16 protein-coding genes and 2 pseudogenes are annotated in these 22,018 nt (G+C 52.7%); 7 read left to right on the plus strand and 11 right to left on the minus strand.

Features of this window, described 5'->3' with window-relative positions:
• The first annotated feature begins 230 nt into the window (after positions 1-230).
• The 4 genes and pseudogenes from H8B09_RS21120 to H8B09_RS31450 form a co-directional block, all read left to right on the plus strand.
• Positions 231-1,154, plus strand: a complete 924-nt coding sequence (locus tag H8B09_RS21120; protein ID WP_191205531.1) for a prohibitin family protein — start codon at positions 231-233, stop codon at positions 1,152-1,154.
• 211 nt (positions 1,155-1,365) lie between these two features.
• Positions 1,366-2,916 carry an arabinan endo-1,5-alpha-L-arabinosidase AbnB gene (gene abnB, locus H8B09_RS21125; protein WP_191205532.1) on the plus strand — a complete coding sequence of 517 codons (1,551 nt, stop codon included), beginning with the start codon at positions 1,366-1,368 and terminating at the stop codon, positions 2,914-2,916.
• A gap of 554 nt (positions 2,917-3,470) precedes the next feature.
• A pseudogene (locus H8B09_RS21130) lies at positions 3,471-6,296 on the plus strand (X2-like carbohydrate binding domain-containing protein); the annotation flags it as partial.
• A 12-nt stretch (positions 6,297-6,308) separates the two neighbouring features.
• Positions 6,309-7,316, plus strand: a pseudogene (locus tag H8B09_RS31450) (X2-like carbohydrate binding domain-containing protein); the annotation flags it as partial.
• Positions 7,317-7,420: 104 nt separating this feature from the next.
• Here the strand turns inward: H8B09_RS31450 and H8B09_RS21135 are convergent.
• A complete protein-coding gene (locus H8B09_RS21135; RefSeq protein WP_191205534.1) occupies positions 7,421-7,834 on the minus strand; it encodes a MerR family transcriptional regulator in 414 nt (137 codons plus the stop codon).
• A gap of 188 nt (positions 7,835-8,022) precedes the next feature.
• On the opposite strand from H8B09_RS21135, the gene H8B09_RS21140 reads away from it, so the two are divergent.
• On the plus strand, positions 8,023-8,637 hold the full coding sequence (locus H8B09_RS21140) for a flavin reductase family protein (protein WP_191205535.1): 615 nt from the start codon (positions 8,023-8,025) through the stop codon (positions 8,635-8,637).
• Positions 8,638-8,705: 68 nt separating this feature from the next.
• Here the strand turns inward: H8B09_RS21140 and map are convergent, their stop codons facing one another.
• From map to H8B09_RS21155, 3 genes are all read right to left on the minus strand, one after another.
• Entirely contained in the window at positions 8,706-9,452 is a 747-nt protein-coding gene (gene map / locus H8B09_RS21145; RefSeq protein ID WP_191205536.1) for a type I methionyl aminopeptidase, read from the minus strand.
• A 7-nt stretch (positions 9,453-9,459) separates the two neighbouring features.
• The gene (locus H8B09_RS21150) at positions 9,460-10,041 is read right to left on the minus strand and encodes a TetR/AcrR family transcriptional regulator (protein ID WP_191205537.1); all 582 of its coding nucleotides are present in this window, start codon (positions 10,039-10,041) and stop codon (positions 9,460-9,462) included.
• Positions 10,042-10,232: 191 nt separating this feature from the next.
• Entirely contained in the window at positions 10,233-11,117 is an 885-nt protein-coding gene (locus tag H8B09_RS21155) for a DMT family transporter (protein ID WP_191205538.1), read from the minus strand.
• A 97-nt stretch (positions 11,118-11,214) separates the two neighbouring features.
• On the opposite strand from H8B09_RS21155, the gene H8B09_RS21160 reads away from it, so the two are divergent.
• Entirely contained in the window at positions 11,215-12,117 is a 903-nt protein-coding gene (locus H8B09_RS21160) for a LysR family transcriptional regulator (protein ID WP_191205692.1), read from the plus strand.
• 198 nt (positions 12,118-12,315) lie between these two features.
• Here the strand turns inward: H8B09_RS21160 and H8B09_RS21165 are convergent, their stop codons facing one another.
• The 6 genes from H8B09_RS21165 to H8B09_RS21190 form a co-directional block, all read right to left on the minus strand.
• The gene (locus tag H8B09_RS21165; RefSeq protein WP_191205539.1) at positions 12,316-13,209 is read right to left on the minus strand and encodes a carbohydrate ABC transporter permease; all 894 of its coding nucleotides are present in this window, start codon (positions 13,207-13,209) and stop codon (positions 12,316-12,318) included.
• An 18-nt stretch (positions 13,210-13,227) separates the two neighbouring features.
• Positions 13,228-14,118 (minus strand): ABC transporter permease, encoded by an 891-nt coding sequence (locus tag H8B09_RS21170; RefSeq protein ID WP_191205540.1) that lies wholly within the window; start codon positions 14,116-14,118, stop codon positions 13,228-13,230.
• 125 nt (positions 14,119-14,243) lie between these two features.
• Positions 14,244-15,965 (minus strand): extracellular solute-binding protein, encoded by a 1,722-nt coding sequence (locus H8B09_RS21175; protein WP_191205541.1) that lies wholly within the window; start codon positions 15,963-15,965, stop codon positions 14,244-14,246.
• Between the two features lie 263 nt (positions 15,966-16,228).
• Positions 16,229-17,632, minus strand: a complete 1,404-nt coding sequence (locus tag H8B09_RS21180; protein WP_191205542.1) for a response regulator — start codon at positions 17,630-17,632, stop codon at positions 16,229-16,231.
• Positions 17,625-19,418 carry a cache domain-containing sensor histidine kinase gene (locus tag H8B09_RS21185; protein WP_224753826.1) on the minus strand — a complete coding sequence of 598 codons (1,794 nt, stop codon included), beginning with the start codon at positions 19,416-19,418 and terminating at the stop codon, positions 17,625-17,627. The genes H8B09_RS21180 and H8B09_RS21185 overlap by 8 nt, the downstream gene beginning before the upstream one ends.
• Before the next feature lie 180 nt (positions 19,419-19,598).
• Positions 19,599-19,745: a DUF4023 domain-containing protein gene (locus tag H8B09_RS21190; RefSeq protein WP_191205544.1), complete on the minus strand. Its 147-nt coding sequence runs from the start codon at positions 19,743-19,745 to the stop codon at positions 19,599-19,601.
• 168 nt (positions 19,746-19,913) lie between these two features.
• Between H8B09_RS21190 and H8B09_RS21195 the strand changes: the two genes are divergently transcribed.
• Complete coding sequence (locus H8B09_RS21195) at positions 19,914-20,687, plus strand: Cof-type HAD-IIB family hydrolase (RefSeq protein WP_191205545.1); 774 nt, start codon at positions 19,914-19,916, stop codon at positions 20,685-20,687.
• Positions 20,688-20,824: 137 nt separating this feature from the next.
• Here the strand turns inward: H8B09_RS21195 and H8B09_RS21200 are convergent, their stop codons facing one another.
• Positions 20,825-21,970 carry an RDD family protein gene (locus tag H8B09_RS21200; RefSeq protein WP_191205546.1) on the minus strand — a complete coding sequence of 382 codons (1,146 nt, stop codon included), beginning with the start codon at positions 21,968-21,970 and terminating at the stop codon, positions 20,825-20,827.
• Positions 21,971-22,018 lie beyond the last annotated feature (48 nt).

A 22,018-nucleotide genomic window follows, 5' to 3' on the forward strand; every position in this document is an offset into this window, starting at 1 on the left:
GAGCAGCCCCTCAGCTGCAGGTTATTCGCCTGCTAGCGGCTTCAAATATCCCGCATAGTTCTGGATTCGCCACATACGATTACACGAAGCAGCGATGCCGAACTTCGGGCCCGGGATTGAGAAGAAACTAAAATTTCGTTAAAGTACCATTTCTTCTGCAACCATCGGATGGTGTAGGCGTATTTCCTAATACAACCAACATTTTACATACACAGGAGGTAAGCTTAACTATGAGTACAGTAACAGATTTCAACCCGAACGCACCTCGACGCGGTTCGCATCCAGGCCGAATTATCGGCTGGAGCATCGGTGCTCTGCTTGTCATTCTAGTTGCTTTCAACAGCTATACGACCGTCGAATATGGTCATGTCGGCTTGTACAAAACGTTCGGCAAGCTGAACGACAGCGTGCTGGAGCCAGGCATTCATTTGAAAATTCCTTTCTTCCAGTCCGTCATTGAGGTGAACACGCAAGTTACGAAGGCGGAGACCGACTCGACTGCTTCCTCGAAGGATTTGCAGCCAGTGTCGACGCATGTTGCCGTTAACTACTCGGTTAACAAAGCGGCAGCATTTAATCTGATGAATAACGTCGGCTCCACCTACGACAACGTCATTATTAACCCTGCTGTGCAAGAGATCGTGAAAGAAGTGACGGCCCGCTATCCCGCCGAAGATTTGATTGCGAAACGTGACATTGTGGCAGGCGAAATCAGCGATCTGCTGACCAAGCGGCTGGCGAAGTATGATCTCCTCGTGAGAGAAATTAACATCGTAAACTTCAAATTCAGCGATGCATTCAACCAATCGATCGAAGCGAAGCAGGTTGCACAGCAGCAGGCGTTGAAAGCGGAGAATGACCTGAAACGCGTGCAGATCGAAGCAAAGCAGCTCGTCGCGCAAGCTGAGGCCGAAGCTCAATCGCTCAAGCTGAAGAAACAGGAAGTAACGCCAGAACTCGTACAGCTGAAGCAGATCGAGGTACAGGAGAAAGCGCTGGAGAAATGGGACGGCCGATTGCCAAGCGTTACCGGCGGCGCCACACCATTCATCGACTTCTCATCGGTGCTCAATTCCAGCGGAAGCGCAAGCTCCAGTCAGGCGCCTGTTAAACAGCAGTCGACCGAGACGGACACGACGCAAACGCAGCCTTAACTATTAAGTCGGTTAACGCCTATGGCTTCTCAGCCATAGGCGTTTTCATGTTTGAACGGCCATCCCACCCGTTAGAGATAATTTCCCACCTCTAATTTTCTCACGACCGCAATATGGTATTTGTATATTTATAAATAGGTTTATAATATTGTTAATTTGTGCTCGACAGTGTACACTAGGCTTTAGACACATAAGGGAGGTTGCTCGCCATATGAAGAAATCGATTAAACTTGCTGCTGCGGCTGTTCTTACGGTTGCAATGTTAAGCGCTTGCAGTGACAGCAGCACCAACAAGGACACCACCAACAACACGAATACACAAACCGAGAACCAAGCTGATAATACGAACGAAACAACAAGCCAGACAAGCGACGTCCCGGCTGCAGAAGCACCTGTTTTTGAAAACGTATCCGTACATGATCCTTCGGTCATCAAGGTGGACGACACGTTCTATATTTTCGGCTCCCACCTTGCTGCTGCGAAGTCGACCGACCTGATGAAATGGACGCTCATCGATTCCGGCGTAGCCGATGGCAATGTGCTCATTCCGAACGTTACGGAAGAGCTGAAAGAAACACTCGACTGGGCAGAGTCCGATACGCTGTGGGCGCCAGATGTCATCCAGCTCGCTGACGGCAAATTCTATATGTACTACAACGCATGCAAAGGCGACTCCCCTCGCTCCGCGCTTGGCGTTGCCGTTGCAGACAAGCCAGAAGGCCCGTACAAAGATCTCGGCATTATTCTAAAATCCGGCCAATGGGGCGAGATTAGCCCAGACGGCACCGTATATGATGCAACCGTTCATCCGAACGTTGTAGACCCTGACGTATTCTTCGACAAAGACGGCAAGCTCTGGATGGTATACGGCTCCTATTCCGGCGGTATCTTCATCATGCAGATGGATCCGAAAACCGGTATGCCGCTCCCTGACCAAGGTTACGGCAAGAAGCTGCTCGGCGGCAATCACAGCCGCATCGAAGGCCCGTACATGCTGTACAGCCCGCAAACGGACTACTATTATCTGTTCCTGTCTTACGGCGGACTTGACGCCAACGGCGGATATAACATCCGTGCAGCACGTTCGAAGAATCCGGACGGTCCATTCGTTGATTCTGAAGGCCAAGATATGATTGATGCAATGGGTACGCCGGGCACACTGTTCGATGATCCTTCATACGCACCGTACGGCGTAAAGTTGATGGGCAACTTCACATTCGATTCGGTAGATGGCGAACCTACAGGCAACCCATATGCGATCGACTACGGTTATGTTTCGCCAGGCCATAACTCGGCTTATTATGATGAGAAGACCGGCCAATATTATCTCATCTTCCATACTCGTTTCCCAAGCCGCGGCGAAGCGCATGAGGTACGTGTCCATCAGATGTTCATGAATGCAGATGGCTGGCCAGTCGTTGCACCCCACCGTTACGGTGGCGAGACAATCGGTAAATATGCAACGTCCGATATCGTTGGCGACTATAAGTACGTGAACCATGGTCACGACATTACGGCTGATATTGTTCGTTCGTCCGTTATTACCCTGTCTGAGGATGGCAAAGTAAGCGGCGCAGCAACAGGCACATGGAAGCTGGATGGCGACCATAACGCTGTAATATCGATTGATGGCGTCGACTACAAAGGCGTATTCCTTCGTGAATACGACGAGAGTATGGAAACGCAAGTTATGACGTTCTCTGCTTTGTCTGATAAAGGCGTTACCATCTGGGGCAGCCACGTTGCGCTCGAGAAGAAGTAACCTAATCGCCTCATTCATCTGACTATTTGTTCCTATTCCGATGTCCTGTGGTTTGCGCTTCGCAACATTACAGGACATTCGGACTACACATCGATATGCTGCCAAAGTCAAACAAGCCGGCCCGCTGCCGGCTTGTTTGTTATATATCTTCAGACCCCGATGCATCTCCGCTATATCCAAGTACCCCTTCTCGAATAACTAGCCGCAGTCGAATCCCCTTCTATTTACTCGAACGATGACAAAATGTTCATTTACTCACGCGCGTTCAAAAATCTCCCAATCGACTTATAGAAATTTTTACCTAATATGCTAAAATGAAACCGCATACATGTTAAGGTGACCGATAACGCAGATCGCACAGGAGGTGGTTCATTCGGCGCTGCTCGGCCGAGAACATGCCACACGGGGTTGTCCAGCTTTCGAAAGTTTCCGGCAGCCATTTTTTCGAAAACGTTTTCAGAATATTCAAAATCCATCCCTACTATTATTTGATCGGAGGTTTTATTGTGATTCGTACAAGGCTTACCCGATGGTGCAGCCTGCTGCTGGCAACCATGCTCATTGGCACCTCCCTCTCCATCGTTGCACCTGTCGCGAATGCGGCGGCAAGCGTGCCATACACGTGGAAGAACGTCGTTACGGGCGCGGGAGGCGGATTCGTGCCTGGCATTATTTTTAACCAAACCGAGAAAGACCTGATCTACGCAAGAACGGATATCGGCGGCTTGTACCGCTGGAATGCGTCAGACAGCAGCTGGATTCCTCTGCTCGATAACGTTGGCTGGACGGATTGGGGCAAGCTGGGCGTCGATGCGCTCGCGACGGATGCTGTCGATCCGAACCGCGTCTACATCGCAGCCGGCATGTATACGAATGGCTGGGACCCGAACCACGGCTACATCATGCGATCCACGGACAAAGGCAACACGTGGCAAAGCACACAGCTTCCATTCTATGTCGGCGGCAACATGCCTGGCCGTTCGATGGGCGAACGTCTCGCGATTGACCCGAACAAGAACAGCATTCTTTATTTTGGCGCACGCAGCGGCAACGGTCTGTGGAAGAGTACGGATTATGGCGTAACGTGGAACAAAGTAACAAGCTTCACGAACGTCGGCACTTATGTGCAGGATCCTGCTTACCCGTACACTGCCGATATTCAAGGCATCGCATGGATCACGTTCGACAAGTCGACCAGCACATCCGGCAATGCAACGCAAACGATCTATGTTGGCGTAGCGGACAAAGGCAACAGCGTATTCCGTTCGACGGACGGCGGCGCTACGTGGACAGCCGTGCCAGGCCAGCCAACCGGCTTCCTGCCTCACCATGGCGAGATCTCGAACGGCAACCTGTTCATTACTTACAACGATAGCAGCGGCCCTTATGACGGGGTAAAAGGCGACGTCTACCGCTACAATATCGCAACTGGCGTATGGACGAACATTAGCCCGATCCCAAGCACGAGCGGAGACGACTACTTCGGCTACGGCGGCTTGGCTGTCGACCGTACGAATCCGAACACGATCATGGTCTCGACGCTCAACGCTTGGTGGCCGGACGCGAACATCTACCGCTCCACGGACGCAGGCGCAACATGGACGAGCATCTGGTCGTGGAATGGCTATCCGAGCCGCAACCTGTTGTATACGCAAGATATTTCGGCAGCGCCATGGCTGGACTTCGGCTCCAACCCGCAGCCGCCGGAGCCTGCATTGAAGCTCGGTTGGATGATTGGCGACCTTGAGATCGATCCGCTCAATCCGAACCGGATGATGTACGGCACAGGCGCAACGATTTATGGCACGAACAACTTGCTTGATTGGGGCACCAGCAAGAAGGTCAATATTACGGTCATGGCCAAAAATCTCGAGGAAATGGCCGTCCTTGACCTGATCAGCCCGCCTAGCGGCGCACCGCTGCTAAGCGCTATCGGCGACGTCTCCGGCTTCCGCCACGATAGTCTGACGACTTCCCCTGCCAAAATGTTCGTTGGACCAAATGTAACCAATAGCATCGACTTCGCCGAGCTTAACCCAGGCTTCATGGCTCGCGTTGGTGCAGTTGATGATGCCAACACAGCTTCGATCGCCTTCTCGTATGACGGCGGCGGCAACTGGTATAACCCGAACCGTCCCTCCGGTACCAAAGGCGGCGGCGACATCGCTGTATCCGCCGATGGCAGCACGCTCGTCTGGAGTACATCCGACCAAGGCGTCTACTATTCCGCTGGCGGCAACTCCTGGACAGCGATTTCGAACCTCCCGCAAGGCTCGAAAGTAACGGCTGATCGTGCGAATAAGAACAAGTTCTACGCTTTCGGCAACGGCAAAGTATACGTCTCCACGAACGGCGGCGCATCCTTCACGCAATCCGCAGCAACAGGACTGCCAACGACCGGCGACCTGAAGACGGTGTTCGGCAAGGAAGGCGAAGTATGGATCGCAGGCGGCAGCGACACGACCGTATACGGCCTGTGGCATTCGTCCGACAGCGGCGCAACGTTCACGAAGCTGTCCAACGTGCAAGAAGCTGACGTTGTAGGTTTCGGTAAAGCAGCAACCGGCCAGACGTACCCGGCCATCTACACGTCTGCCAAGATCGATGGCGTACGCGGCTTCTTCCGCTCCGACGATGCTGGCGCATCGTGGGTACGCATCAACGATGACGCTCACCAATATGGCGTTACGAACAGCGTTATTACAGGCGATCCTCGCGTCTATGGCCGCGTTTACATCGGTACGAACGGCCGCGGTATCATCTATGGCGACCCGAACGGCTCAACGCCAATCAACAACTCGTCGATTACGCCGACGTCCGCAACATTTGATAAGAAAACGGCTAATCAAGCTGATATTTCCGTTGCATTGACGCTGAACGGCAACACGCTGTCGAGTATCAAGAACGGCTCCGCTTCCCTCATATCCGGTACGGACTACACGGTATCGGGCACGACGGTTACGATTAAGAAAAGCTATCTCGCTGCACAAGCGGTTGGCACGACGAACCTGACGTTTAACTTCAGCGCAGGCTCGGCCGTTACACTTGCGGTCTCAGTTATGGATACGACGTCGACGGTTACGAACTCGACGATTACGCCTACAACGGCATCGTTCGATAAGAAAACAGCGAACCAAGCAAACATCGCTGTTACCATGACGTTGAACGGCAATACGTTGTCCAGCATTAAGAATGGCTCCGCTACCCTCGTGTCCGGTACGGATTACACGGTGTCCGGCTCATCAGTCACGATCAACAAATCGTACCTTGCTGCACAAACAGTTGGCACGACGACGCTGACGTTCAACTTCAGCGCGGGCGCTGCTGCAACGCTTGCGGTTACGGTTGTCGATACGACGTCGACGGTCACAAACTCGACGATTACGCCAACGTCCGCATCGTTCGATAAGAACACAGCGAACCAAGCAAACATCGCTGTTACCATGACGTTGAACGGCAATACGCTGTCCAACATTAAGAACGGTTCCGCTGCGCTTGTATTGGGTACGGACTACACGGTGTCAGGCTCGTCGGTCACGATCAACAAATCGTACCTTGCCGCACAAGCAGTCGGCACAACGACGCTGACGTTCAACTTCAACGCGGGCGCTGCTGCAACGCTTGCGGTTACGGTTGTCGATACGACGTCTACGGTCACAAACTCGACGATTACGCCAACGTCCGCATCATTCGATAAGAACACAGCGAACCAAGCGAATATCGGTGTCACGATGACGCTGAACGGCAACACGCTGTCCAACATTAAGAATGGCTCCGCTACCCTCGTATCCGGTACGGATTATACAGTGTCTGGCTCGTCGGTAACGATCAACAAATCGTACCTTGCCGCACAAGCGGTCGGCACAACGACGCTGACGTTCAACTTCAACGCCGGCGCAGCTGCTACCTTGACGGTGACGGTTGTTGATACAACGGCTGTGACGACGGGCAGCTTCAAGCTCCAGCTATTCAACAGCCAGACGACAGGTACGACCAACACGCTTAGCCCTCGCATTAAGCTCGTGAATACAGGCACGACGGCACTTAATCTAGCAAACGTCAAGATCCGTTACTACTACACGGCTGACGGCAACCAAACGCAAGTATACTGGTGCGACTGGTCGCAAGTCGGCAGCGCGAATGTGACAGGCACATTCGTCACGATGCCAACGGCGAAGACAGGCGCGGATACGTATCTGGAGCTTGGCTTCACGAGCGCGGCAGGCACACTGGCTGCCGGCCAATCGATCGACCTGCAGATCCGCATCAACCGCTCCGACTGGTCGAACTATACGCAGACAGGCGACTACTCCTTCAACCCAAGCAGCACGAACTATGTGGATTGGAACAAAGTAACGGGTTACCTGTCCGGCGCGCTGCAATGGGGTATTGAGCCATAATCTAGAGGCTCTCAGCATAAACAAGAAGGCATAATGAAAGGGACCATCCGGCGGATGGTCCCTCTTGTCGTTGAAGCAGATAAACTACTGCCATAACCATAAACTTACTTCAATTCTTCGCATCTTTCCTTGGAAAGCTCCAAATAACCGTTGAGCTTCTCTTGTGCAAGTGAAATCATATGATCCAGCTCCTGACGCTTAGCTTCCAGGTCCAACAAATATTTCGAAAGGATTTCGGTTCGCTTATTTAATGTTGGAGTAAAGTGGTCAGGGTCTTCCCCCTGCTGTATTCTGTCCATCACACAACCGTCACGGGTAAACTCTGTGATTTCCTCGAGTGATAAACCTAATTTTTTGAGAGTAACTAAGCATTGAATATATGAAACATCGCTTTCGGTATAAGAGCGTGCCCCTCCCGCTCTGCGACTCGGTCCCTTCAGAACACCAATTTTCTCATAATAACGCAATGTATAAGGGGTTAGCCCTGTTCGTTCCGTTACTTGGCTAATGGTTAGCACGGGATGCCCTCCTTTGTCTTGTATGTTTGATAGGATCGTACTCCTTAGAGCTAGATCGAAGTCAAGCGTCCAAAATAAGGCATGCAATCAATCTTCACATCCTCCCTTGACTTCGAGTTAGCTCTAACTCGTATACTGCAGCCATATCGGAGTTGCCACGAGCAACAATAAGAAAGGATGAAACTGCAATGGAAATTATGACCGAGAACCTTACGTGGAAAGACAGCTACAAATTATACACAGGCTCCATTTTGCCTAGACCGATTGCTTTGGTATCCACCATCTCTAAAGGAGGGGTTCCTAATCTTGCGCCTTTCAGTAATTTTTGCGGCGTATGTCCTCAACCTTTTACCGTAGCGTTCGCCCCTCTCATTCGTCCCGAAGACGGAACCAAGAAAGATACGACACGCAACATTGAAGAAACAGGACAATTCGTTATTAATATCGTAACAGAGGATATTGTTTCACAAGTGAGTAGGACATCCATCGAATTCGCTTCTGATATAGACGAGTTTCGAGAGACTGGTTTGACGCCCATTTCCAGCTCGAGCGTAATGCCTTATCGAGTCAAAGAAAGCCCCATACAAATGGAATGCGTATTGGAGAACATACTGACCATCGGGGAAGGAGCCGGATCATCGAACCTCATTATTGGTCGTGTCGTTCAAATACACATCGAAGATGCATTGTACAAAGATGGGAAAATAGATTTGGCCGGTCTGAAACCGGTAGGTCGTCTCTCCGGGGAGTATTATGCGAGAATGTCGGATTTATTTACATTGAACCGCCCTGAACTTATCTAGAAACGAACGCGAAGGCATAATGCAAGGGACCCTCCATCGGATGGTCCCTCTTGTCGTTGAAGCAGACGTTAATGCGCGGTCAAAATTTGCGGACCTTCAGCCGTAATGGCAATCGTATGCTCGTATTGGCAGGCAAGCTTGTTGTCCATCGTCCGCGCGGTCCATCCATCCGCATCGATTGTCATAAGGTGGGTTCCCTCTGTGATCATCGGCTCAATCGTGAACACCATCCCCTCCTTGATGCGGAGGCCCTTGCCTGGCTTGCCGACATGCATATATGTCGGCTGCTCGTGCAGGTCGCGGCCGATGCCATGGGCAAGAAGGTCGCGAACGACGCCGAACCCGTGCGATTCCGCATGCCGCTGAATCGTGCTCGTCACGTCGCCGAGTCGATTGCCAGGCTGAGCCTGCTCGATGCCAAGGTCAAGACATTCCTTCGTGACGCGCATCAACTTCTCGGCCGTCGGCGAGATCTGCCCGACCGCATAACTCCATGCCGAATCGCCGAGCCAGCCATCAAGCTCTGCGACCGTATCGATCGTTACGATATCGCCTTCCACAAGCGGCTTATTGCTAGGGAAGCCATGGGCAATCACATCGTTGGTGGAGGCACAGGTCGCGTATTGATAGCCCTTATAGCCTTTCTGATATGGCTTGGCCCCATGCTTCAACATAATTTCCTCGAATATGCGCTCAATCTCGTTAGTAGTAATGCCCGGCTTGATAAGCGGCGCGATCGTGCGATGGCATTCAGCCACCACTTGGCAGGCCTTGCGGATAGCCTCAATTTCATATTTGCTCTTCAGAATGACCATGTTCGTGTCAGGACTCCTTCGTAATAGCTTGCATGGCGAGTCGGGCGATTCGATCGACGTCCAAGTCGGAATTGCCAGCATAGTAGTGCAGCCCACAGCAACCGACAAGCACGGCAAGCATATGGTCGAGGTTGTCGTCTTCGCATAGGGTGATCGATTGAAGCGGAACGTATAACCGTTCCCTAAATTCGTTTTTGGCATGATGGCGATCCTTGTCAGGCAGGCCTGCATAATGTTCCGCCGCCATCTTGTAGACGAGATAGGCGCGGGCGTCCGACTGCCATAGTCGAAGCAACGCTTTACAGTACGTCGCCAACTGCGAGCCATCCGGGGGGCCGCCGCTACTCGCCCATTGCGCAATCACCTGCTCGCATCGCTCGAAGCCGCTCTCTAACACATCTTCTATCAATAAATGGCGGTTGGGATAGTAATGGTATACGGTCCCGTAACCAAGCCCTGCCTCGCGGGCGACGTCGCGAATATCAAAGCTGCCGCCCGTGCGAAAGTAAGAGCGTGCGGCGACATCCAGAATCTGTTCTTTACGCCGCAAGCGTATGAGCTCATTTTGTTCTTTGGAACGGGGGCACATAACCTGTGGGCCTCCTTATATTGACCTGCAAATTTGTCGATATAAAAATAGTAATACACAGGGTGCAGAAATGCAAATGCTTGTTGGAGTTCAATTAACAGAGCCACACGCGGAACGTTAGCTGAATCAAACAGCGGCAGCCTCGGACTTTATGGTTCAGTCCGAAGCTGCCGTTGTTTGTCATTGAACAGTTATACTTGTCTCGGCCTCAAGTTAACGAGCAGGATACTGGCAACGATAAGCGCCATGCCCGCAACTAAGTTGATAGTCAAATGCTCGTTCAAGAACAAAATGCTGCAGATAATGGAGACGACCGGAATGAGGAACGTGAACGAACCGACCTTCGATGCCTCGCCTGAACCGATCAGCTTGAAATAAACAAGCCAGCCGAGCGCAATGACGAATACGGAGATGAACAACGTGTCATAAACAAAGGCCGCAGTCCAACGTACCTCCGACCAGTTCTCGACGGTCGAACCGTATGACGTCATGACGATGCCGCCGATCGTGACCTGCATGGCGGTCATCCACAGCGAGTCAACCTTGGCAGCCTGCCGTTTGATGTACACCGTTCCGAGCGCCCAGCTAAGAGCGGATGCCAAGGCAAGCACAATGCCGATAACCGAGATGCCTCCCTCCAATCCGCCGATGCTCATCGCTGCGACTCCGCCGAAACCGACCAGCAAGCCGACCATTTTGCGAGCATACATCTTCTCCCCCAGCCACATCCATGCGAACAATCCAAGCAGTACCGGCTGCAGGAACACGATCGCAGAGAATAATCCCGCTGGCATGTATTGTAGTCCGACTGTCTGGAAGCCGTAATAGAATACGATGCTTAGAAAGGCGGATAGCACATAATACAGCCACGTCTCGCGAAGCCGAAGCTGCTTCCAGCGCGGCAGCGCAATGATAATAAGCAGCGCACCGCCAATCCATGTGCGAAGCCCCGCGAACAGAAGCGGCGGCGTGAATTCGAGCGCATATTTGGACAAAGGCCAGTTAATCCCCCACATCAGAATGAGGAAAGCCAAATAAAATAACGTTTGTTTGCGCGATAACGATGAGTCTGACATAACATTCACTCCTTGTTCCAAGGTTAATCCGAATGATACACTAATTTGCAGCATGAGGAAAATGAATGTTATTTATAGGAGGTATAACCCAAACGTTATGACCTATACACAGATCAAGCTCTTCGTGAAGATCGCAGAAACGGGCAGCTTTACGAAAGCCGGCCTTGAGCTTAATATGACTCAGCCCGCTGTCAGCCGCGCCATCTCCTCGCTGGAGTCGGAGCTGGATATTTTGCTGCTGCTTCGCGACCGTCGAAGCGGCGTGCAATTGACGGATGCAGGCAAGCAGATCGTCGTGTTATTCCGAGAGATTCTTGGCACGTACGCCAAGGTCGATCAAGTCGTCGCCGAAGAGAAGGGACTTCAAGTCGGTACGATCCGCGTCGGAGCCTTTCCTGTCGCAGCAGCCCACTTCCTGCCTTCTATCATTAGCGCTATTGCCAAGCAACATCCGGGTATTGCGTTCGAGCTGTATGAAGGCAGCATCGACGAGCTGAGAAGCTTGCTGGAGACGAGAATGATCGACGTCGCGTTCCTTATGCCGCCAGATGGCGAATGGGATACGATACATATCTATCGGGAGAAAATGTTCGCGGTTCTGCGAGAGGATCATCCGCTCAGCAGCATGTCCGTCGTTCCCGTCAAGCAGCTTTCGGCAGAGCCGTTCATTACGTGCAAAGCCGGTTACGAGCCGCCGATCATGGACTTGTTCGAACGGGCGAAGGCTCATCTGCAAACCAAATATATCGTGCAAAGCGTCAATATGGCTCTGCGTATGGCAGAGGAGGGTCTAGGATTCCCTATTCTGTCCGAGCTGGCACTCAAGACGCTCCCGCCCGGCCTTGTGAAGCGCGAACTGGAGCCGAATGCCTATCGCGACATCCGGCTTGTCGTCCCGTCCGCGGAGGAAGCGTCCCATGCGGTCAAGCTGTTCATTCGAACGACGCTTGCATTATTTCCGCCACAAGGCATACCGGACTCGGAGCAAGCTGCCCAATGAAACGCAGCAAGCGATCATTCAAGTGCAGGAATGGAATTCTTAACAATGCGAATCGAGCTATTTATAAGCCAATACCATCTCTGTAGTTCGTTGCAACAAATGACATGGCGCTGCTGGCTAAAGAAAAAGTTGCGGCAAATAAAAAGCCCCGACCCACGTAACGACGTGAGTCGGGGCTTTCGATTTCAACACACTCCCCTACTCCTTCACCGACCCGAGCGTAATGCCGTGGATGAAGAAGCGCTGGAGGAACGGATAGATGACGAGGATCGGAATCATCGAGACGATGATCTTCGCTGCGCCGAACGTACGGTTGGAGACAGCCATCGCTTCGGCAAGCTGTTCAGGCGTCATGGCGGTCATCGCCTGCGCGCTCAGTTGGGCGACGAGCGTCTGGATGTAAGTTTGCAGCGGGTAATGCTCCTGATGGTTCATCAGGATGAGCCCGTCGAAGAACGAGTTCCAGTGGAACACGATGCTGAAGAGCGTTACCGTTGCGATTGCCGGCAGCGACAGCGGCACGTACAGGCGGATCATCGTATACCACGGCCCAGCTCCGTCGATCTCCGCCGCTTCGGACAGTTCCTTCGGCAGGTTGCGGAAGAAGTTCATGAGCAGGATGACGTTGAACGTCTGCACCGCATGCGGCAGCACGAGCGCCCACATGGAGTCGAGCAGACCGTACGATTTGACCGTCATGAACCATGGCACGATACCGCCGCTGAACATCATCGTGAAGACGAGGAACCACATGTAGACGTTACGCAGCGGGAACTGCTTCGAATCCTTCGATAGCGCGTAGGCCATCATGATCGTAATGACGAAGTTCAGCAATCCGCCGAGCACAACCCGCTTGATCGAGATGTAGAACGATGTGAAGAACTGCGAGTCGTCAAGCACCTTCGAATAACTTGCAAGCGTCGGCTTGATCGGCGTCAACAGCACCCTGCCCGCGTCCGCCGCCGATTTATCACTGAACGACACCGCCACCGTATGCAGCAGCGGGATGAGACACGCCAGCGTAATGACGACGAGCACCACGAGGATCGATTGGTCGATGATCCGATTCTGAACATTATTTCTTCCTACCATGGAGGTCACCTCATCGCCTTAGAAAATCCGATAGTTCGCGAACCGCGAAGCCAATACGTACGACACCGTCACGAGGACGAAGCTGACGACGGACTTGAGCAGTCCAACCGCGGTAGCCAAGCTGTACTGCAGATCGTTTAAGCCGACGCGATACACATATGTATCGATAATGTCGGTCGATTGGTAGACGAGCGGGTTATACATGTTGAAGATCTGGTCGAAGTTCGCATTCATCACATTGCCAAGCGCAAGCGTCGCCAGCAGGATGACCGTCGTCTTCACGCCAGGAATCGTAACGTGAATCAACTGCCGGAACCGTGAAGCGCCATCGATTTCCGCCGCTTCGTACAGCACCGGATTAATACCGGTCAGCGCTGCCAGATAAACGATGGCGCCGAACCCGAACTCCTTCCAGACATCCGTACCAATGATGATCGCCGGGAACCATTTGTTGCTCTGGTAGAACAAGATCGGATCAACACCGAATAAGCTGATCAATTTATTCATGATGCCGTCCAGCGAGAACACATCGAAGAAGACCGTAGCCAGCAGCACCCATGACAGGAAGTGCGGCAGATAGACGATCGTCTGGATCCATCTCCGCATGAACCGTACCCTCACCTCGTTAAGCAGCAGCGCGAATACGAGCGGTACGATCAGGTTGGCAATGATTTTCATAACCGCGAGAAATATCGTATTGAAGAAAATCGTCCGACTGTCAGGCAGCTGGAACAAATATTGAAAATTGTCGAACCCGACCCACTCCGAGCCGGTAATGCCGCGTCGAGGCCGAAAATCCTGAAATGCCATCATCGCATAGAACATCGGAACGAGGCTGAACAAAATCAGGAACACGATGCCCGGCCATACCATCAGATGATAATGAAACGAACGTTTTCTCCACAACATCGGTTCTCACCGCTTTTCTGTGTAATGGAATCCACTAACCATACTTGTCACAAATGAGACGCCTTCGGGGACCCGGCGAACGCCGAAGCCCCCTTCTGGCGAATCTCCTGAACGCAGCTTACTCCTTATCCGGCTACAAGATCGGAAACTTCCTTCGTAATCTGGTCGCCGCCAAGCTTCTTCCAGTCGCTGACGAACGTATCGAATGCATCGACCGGCAAGTCGCCTACGATAATTTTCAAGAACGTCTCATTCTCCAGCTTCTGCAGCGACGTCCATTTCGTCTCCATCGTCTTCGTTGTGCCGTAGAACAAACTGTAGATTTTCTCCATGTCCGTCGTGGCAAGTACGCCGCCGCCGAGCTCATACGCCTTGGCTGGTTTCCACGCATCCATGTTCTTCTTCGGATTCTCCTTCTCGATAACCGAGTAGTCGTATACTTGCTTCGTATCCGGATCGAACGTTGCTGGATCGAGCTCGCCCTTAAGCGCAGCCTGCACGTCTTTGTAACGCTTCACAACCGCGTCGGAGTAATCGAGCAGCAGGTCAAACGGATAGTAGTTACGGTTCTGCACCGTGTTCGCCGTCGCGTAGTCGTCGAGCTTCTTCATCTCATCCTTGTTCGGATCGGAGCGGCGTTCGATGCGCGTGAAAGCATTCAGCAGCTTCACTGCTGCCTCTGGATTTTTGTAGCCTTTACGAACAACGAGGTAGCGGTCCGTCACCGGCGCCATATGCGTCACGAACTTGCCGTCCTTATCGAGCGGAGTCGCATACGCCTTCCACTCCGCCTTCGTATCGTTCGCCACCGCATCGGCAAGCGGCCAATACGGCATCCACCAAGGACCGAAGAACATGCCTGTCTTGTTCGCGACGATCGGCTCCTGCGTCTCCTTGTAGAGCGCGAACTGCGGGTCGATCAGACCGGCTTTGTACATCTCCGCCAGCTTCGCCAATGCGTCCTTATTCTCCGGCGTAATCGAACCGTAAACGACGTTGCCGTCCTTGTCCTTAATCCAGTTCTTAGGGAAAGCATGGTATGAGCTGAAAATCGAGTCGAAGCCGTTCGGATTCGGCTTTTGTCCATATACAACTTGCTTATCGCCCGTGAGTCCAAGCGTGTCCTTCTTGCCATTGCCGTCCGGGTCCTGCTCGATGAATGCCTTCGCTATCGCTGCAAGCTCATCAACCGTCTTCGGCGCTTGCAGATTCAGCTTGTCGAGCCAGTCTTGGCGAATCCAGAGCAGCGAAGGTGCATCCGCCTCGATTGCAACGTTCGGCATGCCGTATATTCTGCCATCGACCGTGGCATCCGCGAGCGCAAGACCTTTGGTCGAATCGTACATCGCTCTCACAAGTTCAGATCCATACTTCGCATAGACATCCGTCAAATCTTCAACCATATCGTTGTCGATCAGCTTACGCAGTTGGTTACGGTCGACCACCATCGCATCAGGCAGGTCGTTACTTGCGATTGCAAGGTTAACCTTCTGTTTGAAGGCGTCATCCCCTTTTGCTTCCCAAGCGTGCGTCACCTTGATGTTTAGCAGGCCTTCCAAGTAGCGCGATACAGGGTTGTTGTCGTTGGTGTCGCCTGCGCCCAGCTTGTCGTCCGGAATTTTGAAGCCGACGCTGATCGATACAGGCTCGCTGTACTTCTCATAGGCAAGTGCATCGCCTTTGGCATCCGATGGAGTTGTCGTCGTGCCTTTGTCTCCAGCATCCGATGACGTCGAGCTCTTGCCACCGTCTCCAGCATCACTGCCCCCGCCGCTTCCGCAGGCACTAAGCAATACTGCCAGAGCAATTGACGCCGCCATCCATTTGGACGTTCTGTAGTTTGCCATCACCATTTATCCCCCTTGCGTTTCGTTGTGAATGATCACGCTTTCATTGTAGCGAATAAGCAGGAACGGGCGGGATTGAAAGCTGCCCTTCAATCGCGCAAGCCCGTTTGAGGTTTGTGAACCAAATTCCTACCTCACCTAACCGTTTTCTTACTAGGTATCTTATTGGCGGGTCATTCGCTTATCGAAAACGTTACCGTATATTGCCATGCCAACTCATCATGCAGACCCTCATTGGCGCAGTCTACAACAATATCTCCTCCTTAGCGGTTAGCCGCACGGTACTCCGATGGCAGCAGCCCTGCGTACTCGCGGAATACGCGGCTGAAATACTTGTCATCCTCGAAACCTGCCCGTTCCGCAATCTCATAAACGGGTGCATCCGTCTCTCGCAGCAGCCGCTTGGCAAGATCAATCCGCATCGTTCGAAGCGTATCGCCGAACGATGCGCCTGCAAGCTTCGCGAAGCATTGGCTGAAGTAGCTGCGGCTCATCGAGACATGCGATGCAACGTCAGACTGATTGATTTTGTCCCCTGCGTGCTGCCGCATGTAGATGACTGCGCCAATCAAGCAGCCCATTACCTCGCGAGACATCGCCAATTCATCCATTCGGCTGCGAATAAGCGATGCCGCACGGCCCAGCCAATCCCGCCAGTCCCGCCATGTCCGGCAGCGTTCGCGTTCCTCAAGCAGACGGTGGCTCTCGGCCGTTGCGAACAGCAGGCCGGACCAATCCATACCTAATCGGCCAGTGAATGCATGCCAGGCTTCAGGCTCTACAGTCAGCCGCTCTGCTTCTGCAAGCATCGTCTTCCATTCGTCTGTATGCAGGGCCCAACGGAGCGTGTACCAATGCTCAGGCACAATGCCGCCATGGTCCAAGCGGCTCCGCTGCTTAAGCTCGCTAACTGCGAACGTCAATGTACCCGTCTGTTCAGGGGCATAGAACAGACAGTTCAGCAGCGTTGAGCCTTCGACGAGCCGGCCAATCTCCTCAACCGATCCTGCCCCCTCAAGGCCGGTCACCATAATCGGCCGCCATATAGCAAGCAGACGGTCGCCTAGTTCTCGGTCGATCTCGGCCGCTGTATTGGATGTGGTCGGCTGGGTCAGCCATATGCCAGTTGATGCAAGCCGAATAAGCCGGCTGCCCTTGGCCAGCGGAAGGCGGAACAATTCCCCGCTGTCTTCACCTCGCTCGCGCGGGACGAAGACAATCGCCTGTCCAGCTGAAGGCGATGCCTGCCGGGAAGCCGTCTCGGCGGAGCTGGTTATTTTGCCCCGTTCCCAATGGCAGCGTTCCACGATCCGACGAATAACCGTATCGCTGCTGTCCACCTCGAGCAGCGTCTTCACGATGTAATCGATAGCGCCAAGGCGCATCGCTTCCTGCACGTAGTCGAATTCATGATGACAGGTCAGCACGACCGACTGCACCTGCGGAAACTGCTGGCGAACTTGGCGGATCAGCTCGAAGCCGTCCATTCGCGGCATCGTAATGTCTGTGAACAACAGATCGATCTCACTGCTCTTCATCCATTCGAGCGCAGCGGCGCCATCGCCAGCCTCGCCGACGATCACAATGCCAAGCGAAGCCCAATCGATGATCGAGATAAACCCTTTGCGTACAAGCTTCTCGTCGTCTACGACCAGTGCTCTAAGCATGGAACTCCTCCTCCGTCCTTCTCGGGATCGTAATGGCAATCACTGTGCCTTGGCCCGGCTTGCTGCCGATATGCATTGTCGCAAGCTCTCCATAGAATCGCTTCAGCATCCGATTCACGTATGACAAGCCGATGCCGAGCCCTTGTTTCCGACCTTCCGGATCTTCCTCCAGCAGCTTCCTAGCCTTCTCTTCGCTGATGCCCTCGCCATTGTCCTCAACGACGAGCATCAGTCGATTGCCTGTCTCCTCCCGAACGGCAACGGTCACGCAGCCATTCGATTCGCTTGCCCCGTGGTAAATGGCATTCTCGACCAACGGCTGCAGCAAGAAGCGAGGCACTGCCGCCCCCATGGCCGCCTCGTCCAGCTCCAGACGAAACTCGAATTCGTAATCGTAGCGGATACGCTGCAGTTCCATGTAATTTTGTACCGCTTCGATTTCTTCGCGCATCGTCACGATCAGGCTTTGCTTGCCAAGGTTGTACTGGAGCACCTTCACGAGCAGCGTAACGAGTCGGTCAATCTCCTTCTGACCGTTCATCCGCGCCAGCCACTGCACCGTATTAAGCGTATTGTGCAGAAAATGAGGATTGATCTGGCTCAGCAGCTTCTCGATCTCGATTCGGCTCTTTTCCTTCTCCTTGTGCTCCACCTCATCGATCAGATCGTTAATGCGCGTCTTCATCTCCTTGAAGCTCGTCAGCAGCAGGTCGAACTCTTCTACATTCGTAAAAGATACCGGCGTCGTCCGATTGTCCGACATGCGAACGATCTGCTGATTAACCTTGTTCAGCGGCCGATAAATCCACCGCCAGATGAGCAGCGCCAGCAACACGGCAAAGCCAAGCGTCGCGAACCCGAGCAGCGCCAATTGGACGAACCATGCATTGATCTCGCTGTTGAACGCCGACTTCTTCACAAGCGTCACAAGCTGCCATCCTTGTTGGCTTGTATAACGAAAATCGCGATAGCCCTTGTAGGCATCCGCAAGCGGCTGACCGCTTTTCCACTTGGCGTTAAGGCCGATCTCCGGCTTGTCATTCAGATCGATATAGGTCGCTTCTCCATCGCCATTGATGAGCAAGTGCGACACTTTGATGCCGTACGACTCGGTATTTAATATTTTGCGAAACTGATTGTAGTTCGTCTCCAGGTAGACGTACACTTCGCTGTCATCATCCATGCGCACCTTGCGGACGACCGAGAACACCGTGTTATCGCTGGCGCTGTAAAGCGTTCGATGGGGTCCATAGTAAGCGCCTCCGTTGTACGTCGTGAATGGCGGCAGTTTATCGAAGCTAACGTCGCTATACAGATTCAAGTTCGAGAATAAGACCGGATCCGACGCCTTCGGCATAATGTAAGCGGTTACACCAAGGTACGGATTCGTGAAGTTCACGAGGTTAATCTTCTCATTGATGCGGGTCATGATTTGCAGCTTCTTGTACACTTCAGGCTCCTGCAGGAAAGCAGAAACTTCATCCACCACTCCGCCATCAAGCGCGAATTGCTTCGAAGCGAAGTCAAGATTGTTGATCGTATTCTCCAGGCTTGCCGCCTCTTGCTTCAGCGTGGCCTCTATACCGGTCTGGACTTTGTTCGTCATGACATTATAGATGAGGCTGTACGTCATCACGCTCAGCAGCGCCAGCGGCAGCAAGCTTCCAAGCAGCACATAGACGACGACGGTCCGCCGCAGCGACCTTTTGTCCGGCTGATGTGTACCGAGATTGCCTGTCCGAAACGGAGATAACTGCTGTCCAAGCCTGCCAAGCTTTATCATCATCACGCTCGCACCTTTCCAACTGCCAATGTCACCTGTCGTATTATAGTTATAGCACACCCAACCTATCACGTGAATGCAGGTATCAAGACCCACACGCAAAAAAGCCTCCCGGCTTCGCAACTGCTGCGCGCTCAGGATGGCTATGGAGTGATTCTTATTTAGCGACGTGAATGTTTCACGTTATGGATTGTTCGTGTGCTGCTTCGTTTGCAGCTTCTGGCTTGGCGCGCCTTTGCCGAAACGCTCTTTGTTCTTCCGCTGCCTGTACTGCTGCTCGTTAATCGAGTTAACGAATTGGCTAGTGTCGCCGCTGTGGATGTTGCACATGGTTTTCGCCTCCTTTTCCAACCCTTAGGTTATCCGCAGTCCAAGCCGCTTATGCTTCCAATATCGCCCTCATGTCTCGACGCAAGGCGTATTTCCATAGTATGATAGGCCGTATAAAAGTTCGGAGTCTTGATAAATAGAGATAATAGAATAGGAGACGGAGACAACATGAGCTATAAAATCGTTTTTTTCGATATTGACGGCACGCTTGTAAACGAAGAGAAGCAAATCCCGCAGGACACGATTGACGCGATCCGCGAGCTGAAGCAGACGGACGTTATTCCCGTTATCGCGACGGGCCGCGCCCCTTACTTCTTCAAGCCTATTGCCGAGCAGCTTGGCATTGATTCGTATGTGAGCCTGAACGGCGCATACGTGGTGCACGACGGCCGCGTTCTGTTCGAGCGTCCGATAGCGCGCGAATGCCTCGAGGCACTCGTTGAGCATGCTGGCAAGAACAATCATCCGCTCGTGTTCGAGGGCGGAGAATCTTATTATGCGAATACGCCTGATAATACGAACATGATGACATCGGTTAACTCGCTGCGCATCACACCACCGGGACATGATCCCGACTTCTGGCAAAAAGAGAGCATCTATCAAGCATTCCTCCACTGCGAAGCGCATGAGGAAGAATTGTACGCAGACGCTCTGCCGGGCCTTCGCCTTGTTCGCTGGCACAAGAACGCAATGGATGTCCTTCCCGAGGACGGCTCCAAGGCGCTTGGCATTGATGCGATGCTGCAGCATCTCGGCATCTCCGTTGAAGAAGCGGTTGCCTTCGGCGACGGCTTGAACGATAAAGAAATGCTCGAAGCGGTTGGCCTCGGCGTTGCAATGGGCAACTCGCATCCCGAGCTCATTCCGCATGCCGACTACGTGACTGCACACGTGAATGAAGGCGGCATTCGCCAAGGCCTTAAGCACGCTGGACTTCTGTAAGTTGTACATGGATTGGAATGCCCTAACCCGCAACGGGTTAGGGCATTTTTAATATGCGCGCTATTCGGTTAACTAATAAAGCCCTCAACCGCAATACATTGCGATTGAGGACTCCTCTTGACCAACCTATAAACAACCTATAAACTTACTACGCCTCGCACCGACTTGAAGGTTCCGACGATCTCATCGAGGTGATCCAGCTTGCCCTGCCAACGCGTCCGAAAATCACCGATCGACCCATTCGTTTGGTCTGTCTTCGATATCCACGAAACAATGAAATAGTATTTGTTCTGATCACCGGTTACCGTCACATTATAAGCTTGCCGCTCGCCATCTCCATAGCCATTCATCGTGAATCGGTAGGCAGGCAATCCGTTTAAGCTAATCTTCTCGGACGCTGTCCCGTCCAGTTCAACCTCTAGTGCGTTAGGAAGCCAATCCGCTATGATGTCATTGTACTCCTCAAGCGTCACCCAGCCATCGAGCGTATATTCATCATCGGATCCGATGAGCACGAGCTCATCGCTCAACAGATTGCTAATGAACAACTCGCCTTCATAATCATCCGCAGCAGCGCTCCAGGTCATAGGCGCCTGCAGCTCGTATTGCCCATCAGCCGTCTTATAATGACTGGGCTCCTTCACGATCGTACCAATGCAAATGACCAACATGATAACGGCAGCAGCTGTAATGGCGACAAATGAAATGTAAGTCATAACAAGACGACCTCTGCTTGGCTGCCTTGCATCCTTTACTTTAAGCACGAACGTACCTGCTGCCATATCGCCAAGCCGTTGTTTCTTCCTCGTCACGAGTATGAGAATCGTAGACACGATGCCGCACAACATGAAGAGGCTCAACTCTAGCAGCTTGATTAGGTTTCGGAGCAATGTCTTGCCAACACCCGGAACGGAGCGGTCCTGCCTCACGACACGAATACGCAGCACCCATTTGCCGATCGTAAATCCGCCAATCGATTCCAATATGGCAAAGTAACCAAATAATATGGCAAAAGAAACACCCATGATCGGCAAAGGATTAGGTGCCCAATCGTCCTGCATAGCCTCCGGCAGAATCATCGGAAACATCGCACCGGCCAATAACATGCCAACAATCAAATAATCAATCAGATAGGCCCCAAGCCTTCTCAGATAAACGGACTCGCTGTATCGCGAAACGATGCTTTCCGCATCAGGATCCTCGCCTGCCGCTTTCCACCGCTCCGTGAATTCAACAGGCGTGAATGCAAACTCCTTCTCTGAACGTTCTGGTATATGCTCCACGTCCCATGTCCTCTCTCCTATATGTCCAATAGATTGATCGTAGCACAA

It is taken from the genome of Paenibacillus terricola, from assembly GCF_014779765.1.
GTDB classification, from domain to species: domain Bacteria; phylum Bacillota; class Bacilli; order Paenibacillales; family Paenibacillaceae; genus Paenibacillus_T; species Paenibacillus_T terricola.